We start from the raw sequence: 21,112 nt of genomic DNA, 5'->3' as shown, positions 1-21,112 counted from the left end.
CTCGAAAACGCTCTAAGGCAGGAGACGGCACCGCGATGACACAGGCACCCGCCGCGCCGGATCAGGTCTTGATCGCCGAGCGCGAGGATCCGGGCCGCATCGTGTCGTCCTTTGGCGTGGCCATGCCCCGTATCCTCTACGGCACGGCGTGGAAGAAGGAGCGCACCGCGGCGCTGGTGGAGATGGCCCTGCGCGCGGGTTTCCGGGGCATCGATACCGCATGCCAGCCCAAGCACTATCACGAGCCGGGCGTCGGCGAGGGGCTGGCCGCGCTGCTGAAGGAAGGGCTCGCCCGCTCGGACCTCTATCTCCAGACCAAGTTCACCCCCTTGCAGGGGCAGGATCCGGACAACCTCCCCTACGATCCCAAGGCCAGCCTGGGCGTGCAGGTGCGCCAGTCCCTGGAAGCCTCTCTCCGCAACCTGCGCACGGATTATCTGGACGGCCTCGTCCTCCACTCCCCCTATGCGAAGGGCAAGGATACGCTGGAGGTCTGGCGCGCCATGGAAGACCTCCAGGCGCAAGGCGTGGTGCGCCAGCTGGGCATCAGCAACTGCTACGAGCCGGGCCGGCTGAAACGCCTCTTCCACCAAGCCCGCATCAAGCCCGCCGTGGTGCAGAACCGCTTCCACGCCAAGACCCGCTACGACCGGGAAATCCGCGCCTTCTGCAAGGGCAACGGCGTGCTCTATCAGAGCTTCTGGACCCTTACCGCCAATCCCGAGGTCCTCGCCCAGCCCGCCCTGGTCGAGATCGCGGACCGATATGGCCGAACGGCACCCCAGGTGTTCTTTCGCTTCCTGACCCAGCAGGACATGGTGTGCCTCACCGGCACGTCCTCGCCTGTGCATATGGAACAGGACCTGGCCATTTTCGATTTCCGCCTGAGCCCTGCCGAGTGCAAGGCCATCGAGGCCCTGCTGGGCTAGATTCGCCCTCCCCCGCCGCCCGCCCGCTCACAGCGCGCGGCTGGCGGTACCCTTCATCAGGATGGGGCCGGTGGGGCGGCCGGTGGGCGAGCCGCCGGCGGGTTCAAGCGTCACCTCGAAGAGTTGTTCCGGCACCGCCGTGGGCAGGCCCTTCAGCTGCAGGTCGAGGCTGCGCAGGGCATCGACCAGGCCCACCGAGACCGGACCGCGCGCGCGGTCCCACAGGGTCCAGACCTGGAGCGACTTGCCCTCCGGCGCGCGGAGCGCCGCGAGCGGGATCAGTTCGGCGCGGCCGTCCCTGAAGGTGTTGACCACCGCCGCCGGCCGATTGTCGCCGGACAGCAGCACGGCGACGAGCACCGGCGCGCGCGCCGCCTCGCGCATCTGGAAGCCGAGGCCGAGGGCGAGCAGCAGCGTCGCGGCGGCAGCCCCCAGCCCGATGCCGCGCCACACCGGCAGGCTCTCCCACATGGCGGAAAGGGCCGCGCGCCATCCGGGCAATGGCTGCCGCGCCCGGGCGGGCGATATCGCTGCGGGCGGGGCGGCGGTTACGGCAGCAATCTTGTCCCACACCGCAGCGGAGGGCATCTGGGCCGGCGCCGAAAGATCGAACTCGGCGAGCCGGGCACGCCAGTGCTCCACCGCCATGGCGAAGGCGGGATCGGCAACAAGGCGGGCGGCACAGGCCTCGGCCTCCTCGCGATCGAGCAGCCCCAGCACATATTCGCCGGCGCGCGCGTGGAAATCCTCGCTCATGCCATGCACTCCCGGAGGGCCAGCAGGCTCCGGCGAATCCACGATTTGGCGGTGCCCAGCGGAATGCCCATGCGGCCCGCCAATTCACCATGGCTGAGGCCACGCGTATAGGCCAGCACGATGGCGACGCGGCGCGGCGGATCGAGCCGCTCCAGGCAGCGCCGCAGCGCGCCCGCCTCCGACAGGGCGCAGACCACCGCCTCGGCGTCGGGGGCGTCGCTGGCAAGGGCCAGGGGCTCGAAATCGTCGGTGAGGTCGGTGCGGCCCTCCGCGCGCAGCACGTTGAGCGCGCGGTGGCGCAGGATCGCAAATATCCAGGTGACGGCGCTGCCGCGGGCGGGATCGAACGTCGCTGCCTTTTCCCAGATGCGCACGAAAGTGTCGTGCACCACGTCCTCGGCAAGATCGCGCCGGCGCAGCAGGCGGATCGCGACACCCGTCATCTGCGGCGCGATCTGGTCATAGATCTCCCGCAGGCAGGCGTGATCGCCGCGCGCGCAGCCCTCCAGCGCACGCGCCAGCGCGGCGGGATCGATCCGCGCGGTGGTCGTTGTCGTCGCGGCCATCGCGTGCACAGCCTTTCGCGTCCCCGCTGCCCCACATGACCTTACGGTGCCCGCACGACGACGGATGCGCCGGATGAAATAATTCTCACCCCGCTGCATCCGTTGGCGAGGGCCGCGTGTAGCCGCTTCGACCCGGCCGCAATGGTCGGTGCGACAGCAGGAGAATGAGATGAAGAGCACGCTCATGATGGTCGCCCTCGCCGGCGCGATGGCAGTGCCCGCGGCGGCCTCGGCCCAGACCGTGGTGGCGCTGATGGATGGCAACCGCATTGCGGTGGTGGATGCCAAGGCGCTCAAGGCCGCAGCCCCGCTGAAGGTGTCGGGCGTCTCCGGCAAGCTGCTGGGCATCGACGTGCGCCCGGCGGACGGCAAGCTCTATGGCCTGTTCGAGGACGGCACCGTGGCCACCATCGACCCGGTGAGCGGCACCGCCACGCCGAAGGCGAAGCTGGAGGCCATGCTGGCGGCCGGCACCGCCGCCACGGTGGACTTCAACCCGGTGGCCGACCGCCTGCGCGTCATCGGCGCCGACGGCACCAACCTGCGGGCCAATGTGGACGACGGCAAGGTGGTGCGCGACGGCATGCTGAAGTTCGCCGATGCCGACAAGCACATGGGCAAGTCGCCGGCCATCGTGGCGGGCGCCTACACCAATGCCATGAAGGGCGCGAAGGAGACCGCGCTCTACGACATCGACGGCAAGCTGGGCCTGCTGGTGAAGCAGGCGCCGCCCAATGACGGCATCCTCAACACCGTGGGCGCGATCGGCGTGGACGGCAAAGCCTATGCCTTCGACATCGTGGCGGCGGACGCCGGCGCCAACGAAGGCTGGCTGATGGCCGGGACCATGCTGTATCGCGTGGATCTTGCCACCGGCAAGGCGACGAGCGCGGGGAAGGTGATGGGCCTTGATGGCACGGTGAGCGACATCGCCATCGTCCCGGCCATGTGAGGATGGGCATGTGAGTCCGGTCATGTGAGCACGGCCTGAACGGGTGCGGACCCGGCTCGGGGTAGCCTGAGCCGGGCCGCAAGCCGGCTGATGAACCCACCCGCCTCGAAAAGGGCTCGACCGTCGCAGCCACCGTTTCCAGCGCCTTGAGGCGAAATCGCCATGGGCACAGCACGAATCCTTGATCTTGCGCGCCACCGCGTCACCATGGCCTCATCGCGGGCAAACCTGACAGCGACTCTGACCGGCACATGGCGACGACGACTCTTCCTCTCGTGCGGGCGGCCGCCGCCTTCCCCTTCATGATCTGGCTCGCAGACAACGGGCACCCGCTGGACCTCCTGCTCCAGAACGCCGGACTGCCCCCCGCCCTCGTCGCCGATCCCGACCAGCCGATTCCCCTGCAGGTGGGCATCGAATTCCTGCGCGCCGTGAGTCGAGCGGAAGGGCCCGACATCGGCTGCCGGGTGGTGGCCCATGCCGGCGTCGATCAGCTCGGCCTCATCGGGCTGCTGGTGAGGGCATCCCGGACGCCGCGGGAAGCCTTCCAGCTGGTGACCCGCGCCTTCTTCCACCACGGCTCGCATGAGGTGCTCACCTTCACGCCCCACGCCGGTGGGGCAACGGTCCGGCACGTCTTCCGCGTGCCCCTTGATGCCGAAGCCCTCTTCATCACGCAGCAATTCACCGCGGCTTTGATCGCCACCGTGGTGACCCGCGATGGCCGGGACGGGCCCGCCGTCGAGCGCGTGGAACTCACGCCCCATCCCGTTCTGGGGCTCGCACTGCTCGAACCCCATTTCGGGTGCGAGGTCCGCCCCACCCTCACCGGCGCGGCGGCCGTGACCTTCTCCGACGCGGCGCTCGACCGGCCCTATTCCCAGAGCCCCATTCCCCTCGACCAGCAGGTGACGGAGGGGTGCGCCGTGATCCGCGGCGACGGCACCCTTGCCGGTTCCATCCGCACCATCCTGCCGCTGCTGCTGGCGCGCGGCGGCGAGCCGACGCTGGCCGAGATGGCGCGGTTCGCCTTCATGAGCACGCGCACCCTGCAACGCCGGCTCACCGCCGAGGGCACCAGCCTGTCGCGGCTGATCGAGCAGGAGCGCTCCGCCCGCGCCGTGGCGCTGCTGACGGCCAGTTCCTCGCCCGTGCAGGAGGTGGCGGCGGAGATGGGCTATGGCTCCGGCGCCAGCTTCACCCGCGCCGTGCGCCGCTGGACCTCGGCGCCGCCCACCCGCCTGCGCAAGGGCAGAGCCGGCGCCTGAGACGGCCCTCCCTTATGGGCGCACAGCCGCGAGCGCCGGATCCGGCGGACGGCCGAAGCTGCGCATCTCCCCGAGCAGCCAGGATTCCAGCGCCCTCAGATCGGAGCGGAAGGCGACCTGCGGCGCAATCCACATCCTGAGGTGCCGCCCCCCGGGCACGAAGCCGAAGGGCGCGATGAGGCGGCCCGACTGAAGCTCGCTCAAGGCCAGCATGTGGGGCACCACCGCCACACCCAGGCCGCAGGCCGCGGCCTGGATCAGCAGGTAGAAGTGCTCGAAGCTGCGTTGCGCCTTCAGGCCGAGGTCACCGTTGCCGGTGGCCTGCGCCCAGTCCCGCCAGGCCTCGGGGCGTGTATTCGTGGACAAAAGATGCGCGCTCCCGAGATCCTCCGGCGCCGTGAGGTCCCGGCCGGCAAGATAATCGGGTGAGCACACCGGCCCGATCCATTCCGTTCCCAGTTCGCGGATGATGGCATCCCGTGGCGGCACGATGGTGCTGGAGCGGATGGCGACCGAAATATTGTCGCGACTGAAATCCACCTTGTCGTAATTCATGTTCAGCTCCACCTGCACATCGGGATTGCGGCGATGGAAGCCAGCCATGCGCGGAATGAGCCAGCACAGCATGATGGAGGCGGAGCAGGAGAGCGTGAGCGGCCCGGGCCGCAACCGGTCGAGGGTGGCGTGGATGAGGCCGAAGGCGGTGGACAGCCCCTCGGCGAGCCTTTGCCCCTCCGGCGTCGGCTCGCTGGCGCCACCACCGCGCGCCACCAGCGGCACGCCCAGCGTCGCCTCCAGCGCCTTGATGTGGCGGCTCACTGCGCCGTGGGTGACGCACAATTCCTCGGCCGCGCGGGTCATGCTGCGATGACGGGCCGTGGCCTCGAACGCCCGGAGCGCGACCAGTGAGGGCAAGGGCTGGTTGCCAAGTTGAGACATGGGGCCAAGGTCCTGCATTCGCGTCTTTTACTGCTGCAACGCAGCATTTATGATGTGAGTTTAACTCACAACTAAGGGACAACAAATCGATTGTTCCGGGCGCTGCCGGGGGCCAAATGGTGAGCGCCAATACCCGGCTGAGCGGCCCGCGCGCCGCCCTCCTGCCGGGCAACAAAAGCAAGAAGCGCAGACGCCGAAAGATCTGCCCCATCTCTTGGAGGAAACCCCCATGACGCAGCCCGAGGCGTCCGCCGTCGAGCGGTCGGCCATTTCCAAGGTCTCATGGCGGCTCACGCCGTTCATCGGCCTGATGTTCTTCATCAACTTCCTCGATCGCACCGCCGTGTCCTTCGCCGGACCCAACGGCATGTCGCGCGATCTCGGCCTCACCGCCTCCCAGTTCGGGTTCGCGGCGGGCATCTTCTTCCTCGGCTACATCCTGCTGGAAGTGCCGAGCAACCTGGCCCTGCACAAGTTCGGCGCCCGCCGCTGGCTGGCCCGCATCATGGTGACCTGGGGCATCGTGGCCCTGCTGTTCACCTGGGTGAGCAGCGTGGAAGGCCTCTATGTGCTGCGCTTCCTGCTCGGCGTCGCCGAGGCGGGCTTCTTCCCCGGCGCCATCCTCTATCTCAGCCTGTGGGTGCCGGCCCGCCACCGCAACAAGGTGCTGGCCCTGTTCTATGTGGCGCAGCCGCTCACCATCGTCATCGGCGCGCCCTTCGCCTCGCTGCTCATTGGGGCAGACGGCCTGATGGGCCTCGCCGGCTGGCGCATCATGTTCTTCGGCGTCGCCGTTCCGGCCATCCTGATCGGCATCGTCGCCTGGTTCTACCTCGTCGACCGTCCCGCCGACGCCAAATGGCTCACCAATGCCGAGCGCGACTGGCTCACCGGCGAACTGGCTAAGGAAGAGAAGGCCAAGGCCGGCAAGCACAATATCCTCGCCTCCGGCGCGTTGCTGAACGGGCGGGTGTGGCTTTTGTCCTTCATCTACTTCGGGCTGATCTACGGCCTCTATGCGCTGGCCTTCTTCCTGCCCACCATCATCGGCGGCTTCGAGGCCCAGTTCGGCACCAAGTTCGACGTGATGCAGAAGGGTCTCATCACCGCCATTCCCTACCTGCCCGCGGCAGCAGCCCTGCTGCTGTGGAGCCGGCATGCGGCGAAGACCGGCGTGAAGCCCTGGCATGTCGGCCTGCCTGCGCTCATCGGCGCCGTCTCCATCCCGGTGGCGCTGTTCATGAACTCGCCCGCCGCCACGGTGGCCGTGATCACCATCACCGCCTGCGCCATCTTCTCGGCCCTGCCCAACTTCTGGGCCATCCCGGCGCGGTTCCTGTCGGGGGCCGGGGCGGCGGCGGGCATCGCCCTCATCAACACGGTGGGCAACGTGGCCGGGTTTGCCGCCCCGTTCATCACCGGAGCGGTGAAGGACGCGACAGGCTCGTTCCAGGTCGCCATGCTGGTGGTGGGCGGCTTCATGATGCTCTCCGCCGTCCTCACCCTGGTGGTGGCGCGACAGCGCGACAGCGTGCCGGACGCGGCGGCGGTAGCCGCTCGCTCGGCCTGACAATCGGGGGCCGGGTGAACCGGCCCCATTCATCGGGGACATGTCCCGGAGTGTTGGAGATACCGGAATGAACGCGAAGATCGCCCTGTTCGGCGCCGGCGGGAAGATGGGCGTGCGCCTGTCGAAGAACCTCGCCAAGTCCGACTTCCAGGTCGCCCATGTGGAGGTCAGCGACATCGGCCGCAAGCGCCTCAAGGACGAGGTGGGCGTGGACTGCACCGAGATCGACGCCGCCCTCGACGGCGCCGACGTGGTCATCCTGGCCGTGCCCGATACCCTCATCGGCAAGGTCGCGCACAGCATCTCGCCGAAGCTGAAGGCGGGCACCATGGTGATGCTGCTCGATGCGGCGGCGCCCTTCGCCGGCCATCTGCCGGAGCGCCCGGACCTCATCTATTTCGTCTCCCACCCCTGCCATCCGCTCATCTTCAACGACGAGACCGACCCGGTGGCGCGGCGCGACTTCTTCGGCGGCGCGGGGGCCAAGCAGTCCATCACCTCCGCCCTCATGCAGGGGCCGGACGAGGCGTTCGCCTTGGGCGAGGCGGTGGCGAAGGCCATCTACGCCCCCATCCTGCGCTCCTACCGCCTCACGGTGGACCAGATGGCGATCCTGGAGCCCGGCCTGTCCGAGACCATCTGCGCCACACTTCTGGACGTGATGCGCGAGGCCATGGACGAGACCGTGCGCCGCGGCGTGCCGGAGGAATGTGCCCGCGACTTCCTGCTGGGCCACATGAACATCCTCGCCGCGGTGATCTTCAAGGAGATCCCCGGCGTGTTCTCGGATGCCTGCAACAAGGCGATCCAGTTCGGCAAGCCCCGCCTCATGCGCGACGACTGGATCAAGTGCCTCGACAAGCCGGAAATCGCCGAAAGCATCCGCCGCATCACCTGATCCCCGAGGTGGGGCCATCGCCCCGCCCCGCCTCACGGCCCGGCCCCTTGCCCGCGCGGCGGAGGAGGCCGGGCCGCGCTACACACAGACGGCTGCAGGAACCTGTGCCATGAGCGAACGCGTCTATGCCACCTACTGGATGGAGACCGGCGGCGACCCGGCCCGCACCGCCGCGGTCATCGCCGGCGAGCAGTCCAGCGGCACCTTCGTGGCGCTGGCCACCGAGACCGCGGAACTGAAGGAACGCTCCGGCGCCCGCGTGGAGCGGCTCGACATCCTCGACACGGCGGACACGCCCAGCCTGCCCGGCGGCATGGTTTCCGACCGCTACACCCGCTCCATCCTCGAACTGTCCTGGCCGGTGGAGAATTTCGGCCCGTCCCTGCCGAACCTCATGTCCACCATCGCCGGCAACCTGTTCGAGCTGCACCAGGTCTCCGGCCTGCGGCTGCTGGACCTCAAGCTGCCGCCCGCCTTCACCAATGCCTTCGCCGGCCCGGCGTTCGGCATCGCCGGCACGCGCAAGCTGGCGGGGGTCATGCAGGGGCCGGTCATCGGCACCATCATCAAGCCCTCCATCGGCCTCACGGCGGACGAGACCGCCCAGCAGGTCCGCGAATTGATCTCCGGCGACATCGACTTCATCAAGGACGACGAGCTTCAGGCCGACGGCGCCCGCTGCCCGTTCGAGGAGCGGGTGAAGGCGGTGATGCGCGTGGTGAACGACGCCGCCGACCGGCGCGGGCGCAAGGTGATGGTGGCCTTCAACATCACCGGCGACCTCGACGAGATGCGCCGCCGCCACGACCTGGTGCTGGCGCAGGGCGGCACCTGCGTCATGGTCTGCCTCAATTCCATCGGGCTTGTGGGCGTGCGCGAAATCCGCCGCCACACCCAGCTGCCCATCCACGGCCATCGCGCCGGCTGGGGTTATCTCTACCGCTGCCCTTCGCTGGGGTGGGACTATGCCCCCTGGCAGCAGCTGTGGCGTCTGGCGGGCGTGGACCATTTGCATGTGAACGGGCTCGACAACAAGTTTTCCGAAAGCAACGAGAGCGTCATCGCCGCCGCGCGGGCGGTGCTCTCGCCCCTCAACGATGCCGCGCTCATGGAGGCCATGCCGGTGTTCTCCTCCGGCCAGACCGGGCGGCAGGCGGCACAGACCTATGCGGCCATCGGCTGCGCCGATCTCATCCACACGGCGGGGGGCGGCATCTTCGGCCATCCGGCGGGGGTGCCGGCGGGGGTGGAGGCGTTGCGGGCCGCATGGCGCGCCGCCATGGCCGGCGCCAGCCTGGAGGACGAGGCGACGCGCAGCCCCGCTTTGCGCAGCGCGCTCGGGTTCTGGCGATGACGGCGGGCGCGCCTTCCAGCTCCGGCTGGCCCGCCGGCCTGCTTTTGGCCTATTACGGCGACGACTTCACCGGCTCCACCGACGCGCTGGAAGCCATCACGGCGGCGGGCGTGCCGTCGGTGCTGTTCCTGCGCCTGCCCACGGACGCGATGCTGGCCCGCTTTCCCGGCGCGCGCTGCGTCGGCCTCGCCGGCTCCTCGCGCGGGCGCGCCCCGGACTGGATGGACGCCGAATTGCCCGCCGTGTTCGCCCGGCTCAAGGCGCTGGGGGCGCCGATCCTGCACTACAAGATCTGCTCCACCTTCGATTCCGCCCCGCATGTGGGCTCCATCGGCCGTGCCATTGATCTTGGGGTGGACGCGATGGGCGGGCGCTGGAGCCCCATGGTGGTGGGCGTGCCACGCCTCGGCCGGTACCAGATGTTCGGCAACCTGTTCGTCACCGTGAACGGCACCACCTACCGGCTCGATCGCCATCCCACCATGTCGCGCCACCCGGTGACGCCCATGGACGAGGCCGACCTTGGCCGCCATCTCGCCCGCCAGACCGCGCGGCGCATCGACCTCATCGACATGGCCCAGATCCGCGCGGGTGCCGCCGACACGCGCCGCGCCGCGCTCGCGGGCGACGACACGCCGGTGGTGCTCATGGACGTGATGGACGAGGACACGCTGGCCGAAGCCGGCCGCCTCATCTGGGAGAACCGCGGCGAGGGCCTGTTCAGCGCCGCCTCGTCCGGCCTGCAATATGCGCTGGCCGCCCATTGGCGCCGGTGCGGCCTCGTGCCGGCGCAGCCCGGCCTGCCGGCGGCGGCTGGGGTGCCGCAGATCGCGGTGGTGAGCGGCAGCTGTTCCCCGGTCACCGCCGCCCAGATCGGCTGGGCGCGGGCGCACGGCTTCCACACCGAGCGGCTCGACCTGTCCCGCGCCCTCGATCCGGCCGGCCGCGAGGCGGAGATCGTTCGCGCGGTGGAGGTCGCCCGCGCAGCGCTCGGGCGCGGCGAGAGCCCGGTGATCTACAGCGCCGAGGGGCCGGACGATCCCCATGTCCTCGCCTTCGACCAGACCGCAGGCGCCCTCGGCCTCACCCGCGCGGAGGCGGCGCGGACGGTGGGCACGGTGCTGGCGGAGATCATGCGGCGCATGGTGGAAGCCCGGCTTGTCCGCCGCATCATGGTGGCGGGGGGCGACAGTTCCGGCGAGGTGATGGAGGCCCTGAACGCCTTCGCCCTCGACATCGCCGCCGGCCTTGCCCCCGGCGCGCCCCTGTGCCGGGCGTGGTCGGACGATCCCCTCTATGACGGGCTGGAGGTGGTGCTGAAGGGCGGGCAGATGGGGCCGACCGACTTCTTCACCACCGTCCGCGACGGCCTTCCGGCGGCACCAGAGCGCGCGACAGGCAGGAGCGCCGTGGCGTAGCACCTGGCGGATCGGCCCGCGATTCGAGGTCAAGAGCGTTTTTCGAGCGAAGTGGATACCGGTTCGCGTAAAGAAAACGCGTAAACTCAATAACATAGAGCATTTCCCCCGATTCAGTGAAACGGGGAAATGCTCAAGAATGCCCAGGCTGCGGCAGGCGGGACTGAGGCTTGGCCCACGCGGGCACGAAGCCGGATGGTCCCGCCGGCCGCCCGATCCCTGCACACCGATCCCTGCACACCGCCCCCTGCACACCGCCCCTGCCATCTCCATTTCCGAGACCGGAGACCCGAGCCGGTGATATAACCGCGCCGCGGTTCGAGAAAACGCGCGCCAAGCGCGCCGCAGGACAAGGAGGCACCCCATGGGCTCGAAACACTGGCTTCTCGCAGCTTCGTTCCTGATCGCCGGCGCGCCGGCCGCACTGGCCCAGACGCCCACGCCGGCCCCCACGCCAGCGCCCACCGTGGTCAAGGCGGACCTCGTCGGCAATAGCGGCAAGCCCATCGGTACCGCGACCGCCACCGGGACCGACCGCGTCACCATCGTGCGCCTCGCCCTTCAGCCCGGCGCCCTCCCGCCCGGCTGGCACGGCATCCACTTCCACGCGGTTGCCGACTGCTCGGATACCGAGAAGTTCCTGGCCTCCAAGGCCCATGTGAACCACGGCGGCAAGGCCCACGGCCTGCTCAATCCCAATGGTCCCGACGACGGCGACCTGCCCAACATCTTCGCCGTCGCCGATGGCTCGGTATCGGCCGAGGTGACGAGCCCCGTGGGCCTCACCGGCACCAACGGCCTGCTCGCTCCGGCGGGCTTCGCCCTGGTGGTTCATGCCTCTGCGGACGACCACACCACCCAGCCCATCGGCGGCGCCGGCGCGCGCATCGCCTGCGCCGCGTTCAAGCCCTGAGGCTGTCTAGAACCGGAACACGGCCGCGCCGCCGGTGAGGCCGGCGCCGGCGGCGGCGATCAGCAGCACGTCGCCCTCCCCATAGGTGCGGGTCGCGCGCAGCGCCGAGAGGGTGAAGGGCACCGTGGCGGCGGACGAATTGCCATAGTCGGCGACGGACGACAGGGTCCGCTCCGGGCCGATGGCGAGCCGCTCGGCCACCGCCGTGATGATGCGGGCATTGGCCTGGTGCGGCAGGAAATGCGTCACGTCATCCACACAGAGCCCGGCCTCGTCCAGCGCCGCGCGGCAGGAGGAGGCCATCATGGCCACCGCCCGGGAAAACACCGTGCGCCCCTCCCGCATCACCATTCGCCCGGTCCCGGCCTGCCCGTTCGCGGACAGGCGGCTGCCGCTGTCGGGGATCTGGATGAGGTCATAGCCCGATCCGTCGGAGGCAAGGCATGACCCGACGACCCCGGCCCCGTCCCGAGGCGAGGGGGCGAGGACCACGGCGCCGGCCGCATCGGCGAACAGCGCCGCCGTTGCCGGATCAGCCGGATCCACACGGCGCGACAGGATGTTGGCCGCCACCACCAGCACCGCGCGTCCCGTGGTCCGCACGAAGCCATCGGCCAGCACCAGCGCATAGAGGAAGCCGGCGCAGGCCCCGGTCAGGTCCACCGCGCCGCTCGCGGGCAGGCCGAGGCGGTGGGCGAGCAAGGGCGCGGTGGGCGGCAGCAGGTGGTCGGGGGTGCTGGTGGCCAGCAGGGTGAGGCCGATGGCGGCCTTCGGCAGGGCGGCATCGGCCAGGGCCATTTCGGCGGCCGCGAAGGCAAGGTCGCTCACCGCCTCGTGTGGCGCCGCCACCCGCCGTGCGCGGATGCCGGTGCGCCCGACGATCCACCCCTCCGCAAGACCGAGCCCGCGCTCGATCTGCGCGCTCGTCACCACCTGTTCCGGAGCGTAATGGCCGAAGCCGGCGATGCGGGTTCCCGCCACGGGTGCGCGCGCCATGCTCATGCCCGCCCGAAGCGGTCGGCCGCCGTGGCGATGGCCCCATAGACGAGGTCCAGGTCCTCCGCCGTGGTGCAATAGGGCGGCATCACATAGAGCGTATTGCCCAGCGGGCGGATCAGCAGCCCCTCCTCCCGGAAGAAGGCGGCCAGCCGCGGCCCGACATCCGCGAGGTAGCCGGCATCGGGCGCCGCAAGGTCCAGCGCCGTGATGGTGCCGAGGCGGCGCACGTTGGCAAAGCGCGTGTCCTCGCGAAAGCGCGCCAGGCGCTCCTCCTGCGCCGCCCCGAGCGCGGCGATGCGCGCGCCGACCGGCTCCTCCGCCCAGATCTTCAGGTTGGCGACGGCCGCCGCGCAAGCGATGGGGTTGGCCGTGAACGAGCTGGAATGGAAGAAGGTGCGCGCCCGGTCGGTGGAATAATGGGCATCGAAGATGGCGCCCCGGCACATGGTAACGGCCAGCGGCAGCGAGCCGCCGGTGAGCCCCTTGGCGTAGCAGGCGATGTCCGGCACCACGCCCGCCTGCTCGCAGGCAAACAGGGTTCCGGTGCGGCCGAAGCCGGTCATCACCTCGTCGGCGATGACGAGCACGCCGTGGCGGGCGCAGATCGCCGCCATTTCGGCCAGCACCTGCGGCCCATAGATGTGCATGCCGCCGGCACCGAGGATCAGCGGCTCCACCAGCAGCGCCGCCGGGGCCTCCCGGCAGGCGACCTCCAGTGCGTCCAGGGTCGCCTGCTCGCGGCCGGCCTGCGGAAACGGCAGCCGTGTCACCTCGAACAGGAACGGCTCGTAGGCCGCGTTGTAGACCCCGCGCGCGCCCACCGACATGGTGCCGATGGTGTCGCCGTGATAGCCGTGCTCCAGCGCGAGGATGCGGGTGCGCTGCTCGCCGGTGTTGCGCCAGTAGCCCGCCGCCATCTTGAGCGCGACCTCGACCGCGGTGGAGCCGCTGTCGGAGAAGAAGACGTGATCGAGCCCCGCCGGTGTCATCGCCACGAGGCCGCGCGCCAGCGCTTCGGCAGCCGGATGGGTGTGGCCGGCGAAGATCACCTGGTCGAGCTGTCCGGCCTGCTCCGCGATGGCGGCGACGATGCGCGGATGGCAATGGCCGTGGGTGATGACCCACCACGAGGAAATGGCATCAAGAATGCGCCCGCCCGTGGCGGTTTCCAGCCAGGCGCCATCCCCGCGCACCACCACCGGGGGCTCCGGCGCAAGCGCATGCTGGGTGAAGGGATGCCAGACGGGAGACGGGCTTGAAATCATTGGCGCAGGTCCTGAAGCACGCATTGATCCGCCTGCGGTGCAGTTGATCGGCGCATTCTGTTTCTTGGAGTTCAAAATCGGAAATCATCCACGCTGAAGGCCGCCGCGAAGGCGGCTTTCAGCGTGCCGGGCGTCACCGCGGACAGATGCGGCAGGCGCCCGAGGCGGCGCGTGCCGCCGAGGTCCGCGATGATCTGCTCGCTGTCCTCGTTGGCCGTGCCGATGAAGGCGACGCCGTGCAGCACAATGCCCCGGCGCGACAGCGCCTCGATGGCGAGCAACGTGTGGTTGATGGTGCCAAGGCTGGTGCGGGCGCACAGGATCACCGGCAAACCCCATGCGGCGAACACATCGGCGAAGAGCCGGCGGCGGGTGAGCGGCACCAAGGGTCCGCCCGCCCCTTCCACCACCAGCGGCCGCGTGCTCACAGGAAGCACCAGCGCATCGGGATCGATGGCGATGCCCTCGGCCTCCGCGGCCAGATGGGGGGAGGCCGGCAGGGCGAGCCGGTAGGCCTCGGGCAGGATGCGATCGGGTGCAAGGCCCGACAGCCGTTGCACAACCTGAGAATCCGTCTCCCCCTCAAGCCCCGCCTGCACCGGCTTCCAATAGGCGGCGTCGAGGGTGCCGGCGAGGGCGGCCGCGAACACGGTCTTGCCGATGCCGGTATCGGTGCCGGTGACGATGTAGCCGGTCATGGGACCGACCTCTCGGCCTGCATCCCCGGCTCCGCCGCGAGAGCCTGCGAAAGCGCATCCACCAGCGCATCCAGAGCGGCCTCGGACACGTTGAGCGTGAGCGCGACGCGCAGGCGCGCGGTGCCCTCCGGCACGGTGGGCGGGCGGATCGCTCGCACGTCGAACCCTTGCGCCTGCAAGGCGGCGGCGATAGCCGTCGCCCGCCGGTCGGAGCCGAGGATGACCTTCTGGATCTGCGAGTGCGTGGCCGGCAGGCCGATCCCGGCCAGCGCCCGCCGGGCATGGGCGATGCGCGCCATGAGACGGTCGCGCCGATCCTGCGCCGCCTCGGCGATGGTCAGCGCCGCCCGCACGGTGGCGGCCAACAGCGGCGACGGCGCGGTGGCATAGATGAACGGCCGCGAGCGGTTCACCATGTAGTCCCTGAGCCCGCGCGGCAGGCAGACAAGCGCGCCCATGACGCCCAGCGCCTTGCCGCAGGTGTGCAGGGTCACCACGTTGGCACGCCCTTCCAGATGCGCGGCGAGCCCCCGGCCCGCCGGCCCATAGACGCCGGTGGCGTGGGCCTCGTCGAGAAGCAGCATGGCGTCGTGCCGCTCGGCCACGGCGTTGAGATCGTCGAGCGGGGCGAAATCGCCGTCCATGCTGTAGAGGGTTTCCACAGCGATCCAGGCGCGCCCGCGCCCGCCCTTGGCGCGCCAGTGGCGGATGGCATCGTCCACGGCATCGGCATCGGCGTGCCGCGTCGCCACGGCCTCGACGCGCTCGGCCGATGAAGCCCCGGCGAGGCCCTCATGGACGCTGGCATGGATGAGTTCGTCATACACCACGAGATCGCCGCGGCGCGGCAGGGTGGAAACCAGCGCGGCATTGGCGGCAAATCCGCCGGCGAAGAACAGCGCGGCCTCGGCACCGAAGAAGGCCGCCGCCTCGGCTTCCAGGGCCTCGTGCTCCGGGTGGTTGCCGCGCAGCAGGCGCGATCCGCCCGCGCCCAGCGGCACGCCGCGGGCCAGCGCGGCGGATGCGGCCTGGCGCAATTCCTCGGACTGGGCAAGGCCCAGATAATCATTTGAGGCAAAATCGGCGCCTTGCGCGGGAGCCAGCGTGCGCAACCGGCCCCGGCGGCTCAGCGCCGCGAGGGCCGCCTCATGCGCCGCCACGGATGGCCTCGCCGGCATCCGCCACCGTCACGCCCGGCCGCGCGAAACGGGCGTCATCCCGGTCCGGCCCCCGGTTGGCCGCGGCGCGGGGCCGATCTGCCAGATTTCGCCGCGCGGCCAACATGCCAATCTCCGGATTATGGATCATTTCTCGACGTTATCTCTCGTAGGTTCCACAGGTTGCTGGAAACGACAAGTGGCTTTTCGGCCGTCCGCCTCCTCTTGCGACGGCGCACCTGAAAGCGCACGATCGAGCGCTTGCGCGCCGTGCTCCCCACATCGTGATGCCCTGGCAGTCTGGAACTCATCGAGAAAGCGGGCTAGCATTGCCGCCGGATCCATCTGCGTCGGGGCGGCGCCATGGACCCTGGGGGCGTGTGGAATGCGCGTCCCCCTCCCCTTATCAAGCACAGATGCGGCTGTGCCTCTCGCAATACCGAGGTACCCATGGCCGTCACACTCACAGTGAACGGACAGGCGCGCACTGTCGACGCCGATCCCGATACCCCGCTGCTCTGGGCCCTGCGCGACGAGCTTGATCTCGTTGGCACCAAGTTTGGCTGCGGCCAGGCCCTGTGTGGCGCCTGCACCGTGCATCTCGACGGCGCGCCGGTACGGTCCTGCCAGACCGCGCTCGGCGACGTCGGCGATGCCAAGATCGTCACCATCGAGGGCATCCAGGGCCGCGAGGCCGAGGCGGTCCGCGCCGCCTGGGTCAGCCTCGACGTGGTCCAGTGCGGCTATTGCCAGTCCGGGCAGATCATGTCCGCCGTAGCCCTGCTCGCCGAGAACAAGAAGCCCACCGATCCCGACATCGACGCGGCGATGGACGGCAATGTCTGCCGCTGCGCCACCTACCACCGCATCCGCGCCGCGATCCATGACGCGGCCCGCCGGCTGGAGGCCTGATCCATGCACATGCTACAGAAGCTGGAGCCGGGCGTGGTGTCCGGCCTTGCCGCTGCGCTCTCCGGCGCCGCGCAGACGCCGCTCTCCCGCCGCTTCGTCCTCGCCGCCATGGGCGGGGCGGGCATCGGTCTCGTCCTCGGGCTGAAGGCACCGGGCGCGCAAGCCGCTCCGGCCGGCACGGCTGAGGCCGCGCCAGCCTTCAATCCCTTCGTCAAGATCGCTCCGGACGGCACGGTCACCGTCATCGTCAAGCATCTGGACAAGGGCCAGGGCATCGCCACCGGCCTTGCGACCCTTGCCGCCGACGAATTAGATGCGGACTGGTCCAAGGTGACCACGCAGTTCGCCCCCGCCGACGGCAAAACCTATGGCAACGCCCTGTTCGGTGGCGCCCAGGGCACCGGCGGTTCCACTTCCATCGCCGCGAGCTACACCGTTTATCGCACGGCGGGAGCCGCCGCCCGCGCCATGCTGGTGGCCGCCGCCGCCAAGCAGTGGGGCGTTGATCCTGCCACGATCAAGGTATCAAACGGCGTGGTGAGCGCCGGCAACCGCAGTGCGGGCTTCGGCGCCCTCGCCGAGGCCGCAGCCAAGGAACAGGTGCCCGCCGAGCCGAAGCTGAAGGCGGCATCCGACTTCACCCTCATCGGCAAGGAGGGCGTCCACCGGGTGGACAACGTGGCCAAGACCACGGGCGCCCGCATCTACACCCAGGACCTCAAGCTGCCGGACATGCTGGTGGCCGTGGTCGCCCATCCGCCGCGCTTCGGCGCCACTCCGAAAAGCTTCGACGCCACCGCCGCGAAGGCGGTGAAGGGCGTGAAGGACGTGGTGATGGTGCCGCAGGGCGTCGCCGTGCTCGCCACCACTACCCACGCCGCCATCAAGGGCCGCGATGCCCTCAAGGTGGAATGGGACGAGAGCCAGGCCGAGACCCGCAGCACCGCCGACATCCTCGCCGCGTATCGCGGCGCGCTGGCCAAGCCCGGCCTGCCGGTGGAGGCCCACGGCGACGTGGACAAGGCGCTCAAGGCCCCCGGCGTGAAGTTGGTGGAAGCGGAGTTCGAGTTCCCCTACCTCGCCCACGCCGCCATGGAGCCCATGAACGCGGCGGCGCAGGTGAAGGATGGGGCGGTCACCATCTGGACCGGCTCACAGCTTCCCGTCGCCGACGTGCCCAACGCCGCCCGCACCGCGGGCGTGGCGCCGGACAAGGTGGAGATCCACACCCTGTGGGCGGGCGGCAGCTTCGGCCGCCGGGCGCTCGCCAGTTCCGACTTCGTGGTGGAAGCGGTGGCCATCGCCAAGGCCCATGGCAAGGGCGTGCCGGTGAAGCTGGTGTGGACCCGCGAGGACGACATGAAGGCGGGCTATTACCGCCCGGTCTATGTCCACAAGGTGCGCGCGGCGGTGGACGCCTCGGGCAAGCCGGTGGCCTGGCATCACCATGTGGTCGGCCAGTCCATCATCGCGGGAACCTTCTTCGAGCCCATGCTCGTGAAGAACGGCATCGACGAAACCTCCATCGAAGGCACGCACGGCGCCTATGCCATTCCCAACATCAAGGTCGAGCTGACCACCATGACGACCGGCGTGCCGGTGCTGTGGTGGCGCTCCGTGGGCCACACCCATACCGCCTATGCGGTGGAGGTGGTGATGGACCAGCTCGCCCGCGCGGCGGGACAGGACCCGGTGGCCTTCCGCCTCGCCCATGCCACGGACGAGCGGCTGAAGGCGGTCATCCGCCTCGCCGCCGACAAGGCCGGCTGGGGCACCCCGCTGCCGGCGGGCCGCACGCGCGGCATCGCCGCCCACAAGAGCTTCAACACCTATGTGGCGGAGGTGGTCGAGATTTCGCTGGCCGATTCCGGCGTGAAGGTGGAGCGCGTGGTGGCGGCGGTGGATTGCGGCGTGGTGGTCAATCCGGACGTGGTGCGGGCCCAGATCGAGGGCGGCGTCGGCTTCGGCCTCGGCGCCGCGCTGCAGGATGCCATCACCCTCGACAAGGGCGCCGTGGAGCAGGCCAACTTCGACACCTACGAGCCCCTGCGCATGTCGCAGATGCCGAAGGTGGAGGTGCACCTGGTCGCCTCGGATGTGGCGCCCACCGGCGTGGGCGAACCGGGCGTGCCGCCCCTCGCGCCCGCCGTGGCCAATGCCCTGCTCGCCGCCACCGGCCGGCCGGTCCATCGCCTGCCCTTCGCCGGGCAGTCGTTCAAGCCGGCCTGATCGCAGGCCGTCCGCCATATGAAAACTGCGGGGGTGGGCTTGCCCGTCCCCCGCAGTCTTTGCCGGATGCCAAGCTTAAGGCGCAGCCAAGGCCGCGGCGCCGGCAAGGTCAGCCCCGGATGCGAAACGGAAGGCGGTCTAAACTTAAGGAAAGAGAACGCGGTATCCAATCAGATTGCGATGCAATCTGATTGGCGCGTGCTCTAGAAGCCGACCAGAACGGCCTTGCCGATGCTGCGGCCGCTTTCCACCAGCGCGTGCGCCTTGCGCAGATTGGCGGCGGTGATGGCGCCCAGTTGCTCGCGCAGGGTGGTGCGCAGCAGGCCGGCATCCACCAGCGCCGAAATCTCGTTCAGCAACTGGTGCTGGCGGATGAGGTCCGGCGTGGCGAACAGCGGGCGGGTGAACATGAGTTCCCAATGCACCGACAGGCTCTTGCGCTTGAACGGCACGATGTCGAGGGTCTTGGGATCGTCGATCAGCGCCAAAGCCCCCTGCGGTGCCAGAGCGCTGGCGATGGCCGGCAGATGCTGGTCGGTGGCGGTGAGGCTCGCCACATACTCCACCTGCGCAATGCCGATGGCCTTCAGGCCCGCGTCGAGGGGCTCGCGATGGTCGATCACGTGGTGCGCCCCCATGCTCTCGCACCATGTGACGGTCTCGGGCCGGGAGGCGGTGGCGATCACGGTGAGGCCGGTGAGCCGCCGTGCCAGCTGGGTGAGGATGGAGCCGACCCCGCCTGCCCCGTTGACGATCAGGATGGCGCCGTCCTGCGTCTTGGTCCCGTAGGGCACGCGAAGGCGGTCGAACAGCAATTCCCAGGCGGTGATGGCGGTGAGCGGCAGCGCCGCCGCCTCGGCATCGCTCAGGGTGGCGGGCTTGCGGCCGACGATGCGCTCATCCACGGCGTGAAGCTCTGAATTGGTGCCGGGCCGGTCGATGCTGCCGGCGTAGAACACCTCGTCGCCGGGGCGAAACAGGGTCACCTGAGGGCCAACCGCTTCGACGGTGCCGACCGCGTCATAGCCGAGGATGTGCGCCGTGCCCTCGGACGGCGTCGTCCTGGCGCGGACCTTCACATCCACCGGATTGACCGAGACGGCACGCACCCGCACCAGCAGGTCGTGGGGCCGCAGCTCCGGCGCCGGAATATCCACATCGACCAGGGACGACGCGTCCTCGATGGGGAGAGACGCATAAAATCCAACGGCTTTCATGACATGACCTTCGTGCGGCAAGAGGCGGCTTCGAGCGCTCTGGCCCGCATGCTCGACCTCGTGGGTTGGTGTGGGTGGAGGATGGCGCATTGTCTTCAAGACGGAAAACGCATAATTCTGATCGCAGAAAATCGATATACGAATAGATCGCCATGCGCTTTCCCGATCTTGAACTCGACCTGCTGCGCGCCTTCGTGGCCGTGGCCGAGACCGGCGGCTTCACCGCCGCCGCCGAGGTGGTCGGCCGTTCGCAATCGGCGGTGAGCCAGAAGATCCTAAAGCTCGAGGACCTTTTGGGGCGCCGCGTGTTCGAGCGCACCAGCCGGTCGCTCACCCTCACCCGCGAGGGGGAAAAGCTGCTGGTCATGGCCCGGCGCATGCTGGAGTTGAATGACGTCGCGGTGCGCTCGCTGCTGGAGCCCACCGTCGGCAGCCTGCGCCTCGGGGTGTCCGAGGATTTCATGCCGAACCTGCTGCCGGGCATGCTGGCGCGGTTCCAGCGGCTGTATCCGGGCCTGCACATGGAACTGCGCACCGCCCTCAGTTGCGAGTTGCTCGGCGCCTTTGACGCCGGACAGCTCGACGCCGTCATCGCCAAGAAGGACGGCACCGCCCAGCGCGGCCGGGTGATCTGGCGCGAGCAATTGGTGTGGATGGCCTCCGCCGACTACCAGCCCGATTTCAGCCGCCCGGCGCCGCTGGTCCTGCTCCCGCCGCCCTGCACCTATCGCGAGGTGATGATCCAGGCGCTGGACGCGGTGCGCCAGCCCTGGTTCGCCGCCTGCACGGCGTCCAGCCTCACCGGCATCCGCGCGGCGGTGGCCGGCGGCCTCGGCGTGACCGTGCTCGGGCGATCCTTCATCGGCTCCGACATGCAGGCCCTGCGCGCGCCGGAGCACTGGCCCGCCTTGCCCATGACCGAAATCGTGCTGGTGGGCGAGGAACGGGCCGAGGCGGACCTGGTGCGCCCCCTCGTCACCTTCCTCACCGAGACCCTGGCCGCCCAGGCCTATCCCGCCGCCGTCGCCTGATCCTTGCCCGCCGTCGGGCGACCCCGCCGGCAAGGTCCGGG

General features: G+C 69.7%; 19 protein-coding genes. 11 read left to right on the top strand and 8 right to left on the bottom strand.

Annotated features, from left to right (window positions below):
- Window positions 1–35 precede the first annotated feature (35 nt).
- Entirely contained in the window at window positions 36–929 is an 894-nt protein-coding gene (locus tag V5F48_RS14915; RefSeq protein ID WP_394259356.1) for an aldo/keto reductase family protein, read from the top strand.
- Window positions 930–956: 27 nt separating this feature from the next.
- On the opposite strand, the gene V5F48_RS14910 is transcribed toward V5F48_RS14915, so the two are convergent.
- On the bottom strand, window positions 957–1,685 hold the full coding sequence (locus V5F48_RS14910) for an anti-sigma factor (protein WP_394259355.1): 729 nt from the start codon (window positions 1,683–1,685) through the stop codon (window positions 957–959).
- Window positions 1,682–2,251 (bottom strand): sigma-70 family RNA polymerase sigma factor, encoded by a 570-nt coding sequence (locus tag V5F48_RS14905; RefSeq protein ID WP_394259354.1) that lies wholly within the window; start codon window positions 2,249–2,251, stop codon window positions 1,682–1,684. Before V5F48_RS14905 ends, V5F48_RS14910 begins: the two co-directional genes overlap by 4 nt.
- A gap of 169 nt (window positions 2,252–2,420) precedes the next feature.
- Here V5F48_RS14905 and V5F48_RS14900 point away from each other — a divergent pair, with 169 nt between their 5' ends.
- On the top strand, window positions 2,421–3,203 hold the full coding sequence (locus V5F48_RS14900) for a DUF4394 domain-containing protein (protein WP_394259353.1): 783 nt from the start codon (window positions 2,421–2,423) through the stop codon (window positions 3,201–3,203).
- A 251-nt stretch (window positions 3,204–3,454) separates the two neighbouring features.
- Window positions 3,455–4,471, top strand: a complete 1,017-nt coding sequence (locus tag V5F48_RS14895; protein ID WP_394259352.1) for a helix-turn-helix transcriptional regulator — start codon at window positions 3,455–3,457, stop codon at window positions 4,469–4,471.
- 12 nt (window positions 4,472–4,483) lie between these two features.
- On the opposite strand, the gene V5F48_RS14890 is transcribed toward V5F48_RS14895, so the two are convergent.
- Window positions 4,484–5,410, bottom strand: coding sequence for a LysR substrate-binding domain-containing protein (locus V5F48_RS14890; RefSeq protein WP_394259351.1), 927 nt, complete (start codon window positions 5,408–5,410; stop codon window positions 4,484–4,486).
- 229 nt (window positions 5,411–5,639) lie between these two features.
- On the opposite strand from V5F48_RS14890, the gene V5F48_RS14885 reads away from it, so the two are divergent.
- From V5F48_RS14885 to V5F48_RS14865, 5 genes are all read left to right on the top strand, one after another.
- Window positions 5,640–6,980, top strand: a complete 1,341-nt coding sequence (locus tag V5F48_RS14885) for an MFS transporter (RefSeq protein WP_394259350.1) — start codon at window positions 5,640–5,642, stop codon at window positions 6,978–6,980.
- A 67-nt stretch (window positions 6,981–7,047) separates the two neighbouring features.
- On the top strand, window positions 7,048–7,878 hold the full coding sequence (locus V5F48_RS14880) for a phosphogluconate dehydrogenase C-terminal domain-containing protein (RefSeq protein ID WP_394110371.1): 831 nt from the start codon (window positions 7,048–7,050) through the stop codon (window positions 7,876–7,878).
- Between the two features lie 109 nt (window positions 7,879–7,987).
- Window positions 7,988–9,232: a ribulose-bisphosphate carboxylase large subunit family protein gene (locus tag V5F48_RS14875; RefSeq protein ID WP_394259349.1), complete on the top strand. Its 1,245-nt coding sequence runs from the start codon at window positions 7,988–7,990 to the stop codon at window positions 9,230–9,232.
- Window positions 9,229–10,650, top strand: a complete 1,422-nt coding sequence (oiaK, locus tag V5F48_RS14870; protein ID WP_394259348.1) for a 3-oxo-isoapionate kinase OiaK — start codon at window positions 9,229–9,231, stop codon at window positions 10,648–10,650. Before V5F48_RS14875 ends, oiaK begins: the two co-directional genes overlap by 4 nt.
- 364 nt (window positions 10,651–11,014) lie before the next feature.
- Entirely contained in the window at window positions 11,015–11,563 is a 549-nt protein-coding gene (locus tag V5F48_RS14865; RefSeq protein WP_394259347.1) for a superoxide dismutase family protein, read from the top strand.
- 6 nt (window positions 11,564–11,569) lie between these two features.
- On the opposite strand, the gene V5F48_RS14860 is transcribed toward V5F48_RS14865, so the two are convergent.
- From V5F48_RS14860 to V5F48_RS14845, 4 genes are all read right to left on the bottom strand, one after another.
- Window positions 11,570–12,559, bottom strand: a complete 990-nt coding sequence (locus tag V5F48_RS14860) for a beta-ketoacyl-ACP synthase III (RefSeq protein ID WP_394259346.1) — start codon at window positions 12,557–12,559, stop codon at window positions 11,570–11,572.
- A 2-nt stretch (window positions 12,560–12,561) separates the two neighbouring features.
- Window positions 12,562–13,824 carry an adenosylmethionine--8-amino-7-oxononanoate transaminase gene (locus V5F48_RS14855; RefSeq protein ID WP_394259408.1) on the bottom strand — a complete coding sequence of 421 codons (1,263 nt, stop codon included), beginning with the start codon at window positions 13,822–13,824 and terminating at the stop codon, window positions 12,562–12,564.
- Between the two features lie 74 nt (window positions 13,825–13,898).
- On the bottom strand, window positions 13,899–14,525 hold the full coding sequence (bioD, locus tag V5F48_RS14850; RefSeq protein WP_394259345.1) for a dethiobiotin synthase: 627 nt from the start codon (window positions 14,523–14,525) through the stop codon (window positions 13,899–13,901).
- The gene (locus V5F48_RS14845; RefSeq protein ID WP_394259344.1) at window positions 14,522–15,703 is read right to left on the bottom strand and encodes an 8-amino-7-oxononanoate synthase; all 1,182 of its coding nucleotides are present in this window, start codon (window positions 15,701–15,703) and stop codon (window positions 14,522–14,524) included. Before V5F48_RS14845 ends, bioD begins: the two co-directional genes overlap by 4 nt.
- Before the next feature lie 429 nt (window positions 15,704–16,132).
- Between V5F48_RS14845 and V5F48_RS14840 the strand changes: the two genes are divergently transcribed.
- On the top strand, window positions 16,133–16,594 hold the full coding sequence (locus V5F48_RS14840) for a (2Fe-2S)-binding protein (RefSeq protein ID WP_394259343.1): 462 nt from the start codon (window positions 16,133–16,135) through the stop codon (window positions 16,592–16,594).
- A gap of 3 nt (window positions 16,595–16,597) precedes the next feature.
- The gene (locus V5F48_RS14835) at window positions 16,598–18,823 is read left to right on the top strand and encodes a xanthine dehydrogenase family protein molybdopterin-binding subunit (RefSeq protein WP_394259342.1); all 2,226 of its coding nucleotides are present in this window, start codon (window positions 16,598–16,600) and stop codon (window positions 18,821–18,823) included.
- 203 nt (window positions 18,824–19,026) lie between these two features.
- On the opposite strand, the gene V5F48_RS14830 is transcribed toward V5F48_RS14835, so the two are convergent.
- Window positions 19,027–20,040: a zinc-binding alcohol dehydrogenase family protein gene (locus V5F48_RS14830; protein ID WP_394259341.1), complete on the bottom strand. Its 1,014-nt coding sequence runs from the start codon at window positions 20,038–20,040 to the stop codon at window positions 19,027–19,029.
- A 152-nt stretch (window positions 20,041–20,192) separates the two neighbouring features.
- On the opposite strand from V5F48_RS14830, the gene V5F48_RS14825 reads away from it, so the two are divergent.
- Window positions 20,193–21,071 (top strand): LysR substrate-binding domain-containing protein, encoded by an 879-nt coding sequence (locus V5F48_RS14825; RefSeq protein WP_394110383.1) that lies wholly within the window; start codon window positions 20,193–20,195, stop codon window positions 21,069–21,071.
- Window positions 21,072–21,112 lie beyond the last annotated feature (41 nt).

It is taken from the genome of Xanthobacter autotrophicus ATCC 700552 (genome assembly GCF_043194565.1).
Taxonomy (GTDB): domain Bacteria; phylum Pseudomonadota; class Alphaproteobacteria; order Rhizobiales; family Xanthobacteraceae; genus Xanthobacter; species Xanthobacter autotrophicus_F.
This window is presented reverse-complemented; position numbering and strand designations above follow the sequence as displayed.

Excerpts from the sequence above, each read along its gene's own strand:
- V5F48_RS14835 (WP_394259342.1), top strand. The coding sequence starts at position 16,598 with ATGCACATGCTACAGAAGCTGGAGCCGGGCGTGGTGTCCGGCCTTGCC.
- V5F48_RS14840 (WP_394259343.1), top strand. The coding sequence starts at position 16,133 with ATGGCCGTCACACTCACAGTGAACGGACAGGCGCGCACTGTCGACGCC.
- V5F48_RS14825 (WP_394110383.1), top strand. The coding sequence starts at position 20,193 with ATGCGCTTTCCCGATCTTGAACTCGACCTGCTGCGCGCCTTCGTGGCC.
- V5F48_RS14830 (WP_394259341.1), bottom strand. The coding sequence starts at position 20,040 with ATGAAAGCCGTTGGATTTTATGCGTCTCTCCCCATCGAGGACGCGTCG.
- oiaK (WP_394259348.1), top strand. The coding sequence starts at position 9,229 with ATGACGGCGGGCGCGCCTTCCAGCTCCGGCTGGCCCGCCGGCCTGCTT.
- V5F48_RS14900 (WP_394259353.1), top strand. The coding sequence starts at position 2,421 with ATGAAGAGCACGCTCATGATGGTCGCCCTCGCCGGCGCGATGGCAGTG.
- V5F48_RS14845 (WP_394259344.1), bottom strand. The coding sequence starts at position 15,703 with ATGCCGGCGAGGCCATCCGTGGCGGCGCATGAGGCGGCCCTCGCGGCG.
- V5F48_RS14915 (WP_394259356.1), top strand. The coding sequence starts at position 36 with ATGACACAGGCACCCGCCGCGCCGGATCAGGTCTTGATCGCCGAGCGC.
- V5F48_RS14875 (WP_394259349.1), top strand. The coding sequence starts at position 7,988 with ATGAGCGAACGCGTCTATGCCACCTACTGGATGGAGACCGGCGGCGAC.
- V5F48_RS14860 (WP_394259346.1), bottom strand. The coding sequence starts at position 12,559 with ATGGCGCGCGCACCCGTGGCGGGAACCCGCATCGCCGGCTTCGGCCAT.
- V5F48_RS14890 (WP_394259351.1), bottom strand. The coding sequence starts at position 5,410 with ATGTCTCAACTTGGCAACCAGCCCTTGCCCTCACTGGTCGCGCTCCGG.
- V5F48_RS14885 (WP_394259350.1), top strand. The coding sequence starts at position 5,640 with ATGACGCAGCCCGAGGCGTCCGCCGTCGAGCGGTCGGCCATTTCCAAG.
- V5F48_RS14905 (WP_394259354.1), bottom strand. The coding sequence starts at position 2,251 with ATGGCCGCGACGACAACGACCACCGCGCGGATCGATCCCGCCGCGCTG.
- V5F48_RS14880 (WP_394110371.1), top strand. The coding sequence starts at position 7,048 with ATGAACGCGAAGATCGCCCTGTTCGGCGCCGGCGGGAAGATGGGCGTG.
- bioD (WP_394259345.1), bottom strand. The coding sequence starts at position 14,525 with ATGACCGGCTACATCGTCACCGGCACCGATACCGGCATCGGCAAGACC.
- V5F48_RS14895 (WP_394259352.1), top strand. The coding sequence starts at position 3,455 with ATGGCGACGACGACTCTTCCTCTCGTGCGGGCGGCCGCCGCCTTCCCC.
- V5F48_RS14910 (WP_394259355.1), bottom strand. The coding sequence starts at position 1,685 with ATGAGCGAGGATTTCCACGCGCGCGCCGGCGAATATGTGCTGGGGCTG.
- V5F48_RS14865 (WP_394259347.1), top strand. The coding sequence starts at position 11,015 with ATGGGCTCGAAACACTGGCTTCTCGCAGCTTCGTTCCTGATCGCCGGC.